Here is a 5,765-nt window from a genome sequence, read left to right as displayed (position 1 = left end):
GGCGAGTGCGCGGTTCAGCGCCAAATTTTGTCCCCAGGGGGATACCAGGGGGAAGGAATTTCTGTCCCGCGACTGCGGGCAGAAATGGGTTCCCCCTGGAGCGTGTCGTTTTTCGACACGCTGCAAAACCCGAGGCCGCAGGCCCCGGGTTTTTATTTTGCGCATGTGCAAGCAGGTGTTTTTTCAGCCTTCGGGCGGACGGCTCCTGCTGTCCTGTTTCATTCCCGGCATCAGGTGCACTCGATCTGCTCCAGGCTGACCGCCCTGCAATGCTGCAGCCGGATGTTTTGGGGGTCGTCCCCGGGCAGCTTGAGCTGCCGGAGGGTGACGTTCTGCAGCTCATAGCCCGGCACATCAAAACCGGACAGCTCCACCGGGGCGCAGGGTTTGATGCTCCCGTCTCCGTCCACGTCCTGATACCGGCCGGTGAGGGTCAGCTCCTCGAACAGGAAATCCCGGAACACAGGGGGCCGGGGCCCCGGTTCGCCATCGTCGTTGTAGCCCACCTGGCAGACCATCACACGGGGCAGGGCACACCGGCGCACCGTCAGTCCCTGCACACCGCCGCCCCGTTTTGCGGTGCCCTTGACCAGCAGCCCGCACTGGGAATTCGTCAAATCGCAGTCCCAGACGGCCACGTCTTCGATGCCGCCGCTGATCTCACTGCCGATGCAGACGCCGTGGCCGAAGGCGCTGCGGCAGTCGAACACCCGCACCCGGCGGGTGGGGCGGCCGATCCGGTTGCCTTCGGGGTTTTTGCCGGACTTGATGGCCACCGAGTCATCCTGGGTGTAAAAGGTACAGCCGAACAGGGTGCAGTTTTCGCTGGAATCCGGGTCCCAGCCGTCCCCGTTCCAGATGCCCTCTGAGCGGAAGGTACAGTGGTCGGTGACGATATTCCGGCTGTAAATCATATGGACGTTCCAGCTGGCCCCGTCCGCCAGGGTGAGGCCGCTGATGCGCACATCCTCGCAGTTGCTCAGGTTGATCAGCCGGCCTCGCACCCGCCCCGGGATGGTGTTCTCGTTTTCACAGGTCCTGACCAGATCGGCCATGGCGGCCCATTCCTCCTTGAGGCGCTCCCGCTCCGACTGGATGGTACCCCACGCCAGCGGATAGCCGCCGCCCCGGATGGTCCCTTTGCCGTGGATCCGTACCCGCTTGCAGTTGGGCCCTGCGGTGTGGTCCAGATGCCCAAAGTTCAGCAGGCTCTGGTAACACTCCATCTCGATGCCCTCAAACCGGCTGGGGATACGGGGCAGGTAGTCCTCCGGGCAACCGGAACCCTGCAGTACCGCACCCTCCTCCAGATAGATCTCGGTGTCCCCATGGCCTGTCAGCCCTCCGGTCAGGTAGACCCCCGCCGGGAAGTAGATCACCTGGTCGGGGCCGCAGTCGTCCAAAGCCCGCTGCAGCGCCGCCCGGTTCATGGTCTTGCCGTCCCCCACCGCAAAGTAAGGGGCGGCGGTCACATCCAGACGCCGTTTGGGCTGCGGGGTGGAAAACCGCACCTCCCCCACAGACTTCACCTGTACCCGATGGTCGGCGCAGGGGACGAGGTCCTCCAGGGTCACATGGGTGCAGCGGACGGTGCAGCAGGGCCTGCCGTCCAGCCATACTTCATACAGGGCTGGGGGCTGGGCAGGCAGCTCCCACCAAAGGGTGGCACTGTTTGGCGTAGTGAGCAGATGGATCTCGGACATAGCGGCCTCCTAACCGTTTTGTGTGTTGTTTTCCGCTCCAGTATACCAGAGCGCTGCGGCGCTGCCTAGGGTGTATCTGAAAACTCCCCAATACTGTTCTATTCTACCAAAAAACACCATCTGCCGCGTTGCATTCGCTTGCATTCCATGGAGGAGTGCAGCGCTCATGCGCCTTGCATCTGGCGTTTTTTGGCGAATATCTCAGCATGTTTGACTTCTCAGATACACCCTAGTGTTTTGGGCAAACGGGTCAAAACGTCTCCTTCACCCCCAGGCCATAGGGCACCGGACGGACCCCATAGCGGTTGGCCAGGCTGCCGGTGACGGTCAGCCGCAGGCGGTTCGCCCCGGGGCGGGCCAGCCCGGCCAGCTCAAAGCTGCAGGGGGACCAGAAAGCGGCCCCCGCATCCTGCCCGTTGACCGTCAGTTCGCACATTTCCTCTGCCTGGACCGGCAGCCGGATGCTGTCCCAGCTCGATGCATCCGGCGGCAGGACGCATTCCGCCTCATAGACCTTTTGGACCGCTTCGGGCCGCTGCTCCACCAGACGGAACGCAGCCGGCTCCAGCCAGAGGACCCGGGGCTGCAAAGGCAGCGCCTCCCAGTCTGCTGCGCTGCAGGCAAAGACCAGCAGGCTGCCCCGCCGGGGCAGACGGATGGGGCAGCGCTCCCCCCGGGCCAGACGGAAGGCCCGGCCTTCCCACAGGTCATAGCCGCCCAGACAGGCCGCGCCGGGGAAGATCACCCGTGTTTCCAGGGTCTCCTCCCCTTCGTTCACCAGCAGCCAGCATTCCACCCCAGACCGCCGGAAATGCCGGACCCGCAGCTCGGGCCGGGCAGGCCGGCAGAGGCAGTCGGGCGCAATGGCTTCAAAATCGGGCCGGCCCCAGTGGGGCAGCCCGGGGAAGAAAGACGCATCCCCTGCCACCCCGTCAAAGACAAGCCCCCGGCAGTGCAGACGGCCATCCTGCAGGGTGCAGTCGGGCCAGACGCTTTCGGGCAGGTAACAATAGCCGATCTGGGCCTGCTGCAAAGCCGCGGCGATCTCAGGGTGCAGATCCCGGTTGCGGCAGGGCAGCGCCACCCGCACCAGCACTTCTGCGTCGGTCAGCAGGGCCGACAGGCGGCGCATATAGTCCGACCACAGCGTATAATGTCCCCACCAGATGCTATGGGGTCCGACATCCGGCGGACGTTCTTCTTTGCGGGGGCCCTCGATGCTGTAATAGAAGGCGTGGGGAATGAACAAATTGACCCCCCGCACGCTCAGCCAGTCCAGATACCACTTGATGTCCCCTCCGGAAAGCTGCCAGGGGTTGCCGTCCCGGTTGCAGGCGCCAAAGCACTCGTTGGCGTTGCGGCGGCAGCCCATCAGCAGCGCGGCGTCGGCACTGCAATGGCCCATGGTGGAGTCGATGCCGTCCACTGCATGGTGCCGGGGCGCCACCCAGCGCAGGGCCAGGTCCTGCCCCGGGATCTGGAACCAGCGCTCCACCTCGATGTCATCGCTCCGATGAGGGTGACCCACCAGGGCAATGCCGTGGCCTGCGCACCACTCGGACAGCCGGCGGTAGTAGACGCTCCCCTCCTTTTCGAGGATCATCCGATGATACAGCCGGGTGGAGGGATTTTCCTCCCCCCGGAACAGGGCGGCCAGGTCTGCAAGCACCCCGCCGGCCGCGGTGAACTCCTTCTCAAGACCCGGCGTCCAGGCGAAGGGGGTGCGGGGATCGCGTCCCATGATGCTGGGCTCATCGGTAAAGAACGCGATGATGGTCCCGCCGAACCAGGGTTTCAGCCGCCGGTAATAGGCCTCATGGGTCAGGCGGATACAAAGATCCACCGCGTCGGGGTTCAGCAGGTCGGTGCTGGGCGGGGCGCCCGGCTCCCCGTCGTCCTCCCCGAAATGGATGCCCCGTATGGTGCCCCGGGTAAAGCGGGATACCAACACCCCCTCCGGCGTGGCGGCCAGCACCTGATCCCCCTCCTCCGGCTGCGGCACCCAATCGATGCCCCGGGAGGCAAAGGCGGGGTTGGCCGCCACCACCTGCCCGCAGGCAGAGCCCGAGGGATACATCCCCTCGTCGTAGAGGATCACCTGCATCCCCAGGCGTTCGGCCTCCCGGACGGCCCATTCGATGGCTTGGAAAAACGTCTCCGACAGATACCCCATCTCCTGCGGCAGGCCGATGCGGGGGCGCAGCTCCACCTTTTCCTCGGAGGCCAGAGGCTCTGTGCTGGGCTGGTCAAAGTAGCGGTAGAAAAACAGCATATCCTCCTGGTGGGAAAACACCGAGATATAGAGCGACCAAAAATCGTCCACCAGATTCTCATATTCCGAGGCCACCCGCTGCAGCCGCAGGTCCAGTTCCTGCAGCAGGGCGCTGCGCCGCTGCTGGTAGGCATAGCTGCAGGCGATCAGCCCGATCATGCAGGTGACGGCGAACAGCAGCCACAGCATCCACCGCAGCCCAAACTGGGCGCCCAGGGTCTTCTGTACCCGTTCTTTCACCCTCATTCCTCCTTGCCGATGCGGTACTTGGCGGGCGATACCCCCTTGCTCTCACGGAAGCACCGCACAAAATAGCTGGTGGAGGCGAACCCCACCTGGCTGGCTACATCCTTGATCTTGCAGCCCGGGTTTTTGAGCAGGACCACCGACCGGTTGATCCGGCACTGCATCAGATAGCTGTTGAAAAAGTTGCCCGTCTCATCCTTGAACAGATGCCCCAGATAGGCGGGGTTGACCCCGCTTTTGGAGCTGAACTCCTTGATCGAGCCTCCGTCCCCGTTGCGCACGCTGTCGTGGATATAGCGGATGGCCAGCCGGACGATGGGGCTCAGGACATCCAGCCGCTTTTCAAAGTCTTCCTTCATCCACTCCAGGGCGCCGGCCAGCAGATGCACCGCTTCTTCGCCGGCCACCTCCCAGCTGCGCTGGGTGAACCGTTCCTGCAGCTGTTCCTGCAGGTTCTCCGCCCCCGGGAACTCGCTGGTCAGGACCCGCAGATAGGCATAGACCATATGGTGCAGGCAGTCCCTGGCCTCTTTGTAGGGCACGCTCCAGTACAGCTGGGCCGCTATGGTATGGCTGTCTTTGGCATCGGCAGTCCCATAGCAGAAGCTGCGCACCTCCTCCACCAGCTGTTCCGCGTCCATCGAGCGGCTGTCCGCATGGATCCCCAGGATCACATCGGTCTGGGTCAGGTCTGCCAGCTCTGCCATATCGCACACCAGGGAGTAGCTCAGATGGAGCGCCTGGGGATCGGTCACCGGGGCGCCCACGGCGGCCACCACCTGCCGGGACGCCCCCTCCTGCTGCGCCAGCACCCGCAGCTTCTGCTCCAGCTCTGCCCGGTCCAGCGCCCGGCCTCCCAGGATCATGACAAAGATCCCCTTCTCGTTCCAGCAGTGGTATACCTCATACTGCCGGGCCAGCTGCTCCAAAGCCTTTGCCGCTACCAGGGAGCCGACGGGCGCTGGTATCAGGTGGTGAACAAGCCCGAACAGCCCGGCAACTGGCCCGAAAACTCCTGCACCTGTCTGTTTGCCGCCGCCCTGGCACGGGCCGTCCTGCTGGGGATGCTGCCCAAAGAGTATGCCGCCCGCGCCCATGCCGCCTACGACGGCGTCATCCGCAGCCTGAGCTGGCAGGGCGACGACATCCAGATCGGCGGCGTATGCGTAGGCACCGGCGTGGGCACCTACGATTTCTACTGCGGCCGCCCCTGCTCGGTCAACGATCTGCACGGCGTAGGCGCGTTCCTGCTGATGTGCACCGCCATGCAGCAGCTGCAGGACGCCGGGCTGTAAGCTTTTCCAAACGTTTTTCTCTTCCTAAATACACCCGCAAGGCAGGGTTTTGCTCCCCTGTTTTGCGGGTATTTTTGTGCCGGGGCCCCGGCGCGCATCCGCACAAAAACAATGCGGGGGCCGGCTTTGCAGCCGGCCCCCGCAGAGGGACCCTATCTTTCGTGACGCAAAAGTTCTTTTGTTTTGGTGCGATCAACAACAGAAGGAATATTGGTTTTATTCCTCTTTGCCGCCACATCGGATGGGTGT

The 5,765-nt window shown here is 63.9% G+C and carries 4 protein-coding genes; 1 reads left to right on the top strand and 3 read right to left on the bottom strand.

Annotated features, from left to right (window positions below; genetic code table 11):
- Positions 1 to 230: 230 nt before the first annotated feature.
- From B5E66_RS12475 to B5E66_RS12465, 3 genes are all read right to left on the bottom strand, one after another.
- Positions 231 to 1,703: a glycoside hydrolase family 28 protein gene (locus B5E66_RS12475; protein WP_087233750.1), complete on the bottom strand. Its 1,473-nt coding sequence runs from the start codon at positions 1,701 to 1,703 to the stop codon at positions 231 to 233.
- A 250-nt stretch (positions 1,704 to 1,953) separates the two neighbouring features.
- Positions 1,954 to 4,215: a hypothetical protein gene (locus B5E66_RS12470; protein ID WP_087233747.1), complete on the bottom strand. Its 2,262-nt coding sequence runs from the start codon at positions 4,213 to 4,215 to the stop codon at positions 1,954 to 1,956.
- Between the two features lie 2 nt (positions 4,216 to 4,217).
- Entirely contained in the window at positions 4,218 to 5,150 is a 933-nt protein-coding gene (locus B5E66_RS12465) for a helix-turn-helix transcriptional regulator (protein WP_242958204.1), read from the bottom strand.
- 45 nt (positions 5,151 to 5,195) lie between these two features.
- Between B5E66_RS12465 and B5E66_RS12460 the strand changes: the two genes are divergently transcribed.
- A complete protein-coding gene (locus B5E66_RS12460; protein ID WP_242958202.1) occupies positions 5,196 to 5,516 on the top strand; it encodes a glycoside hydrolase family 88 protein in 321 nt (106 codons plus the stop codon).
- The last annotated feature ends 249 nt before the right edge of the window (positions 5,517 to 5,765 follow it).

This window comes from Faecalibacterium sp. An121 (assembly GCF_002160915.1).
Classification (GTDB): domain Bacteria; phylum Bacillota; class Clostridia; order Oscillospirales; family Ruminococcaceae; genus Faecalibacterium; species Faecalibacterium avium.
This window is presented reverse-complemented; position numbering and strand designations above follow the sequence as displayed.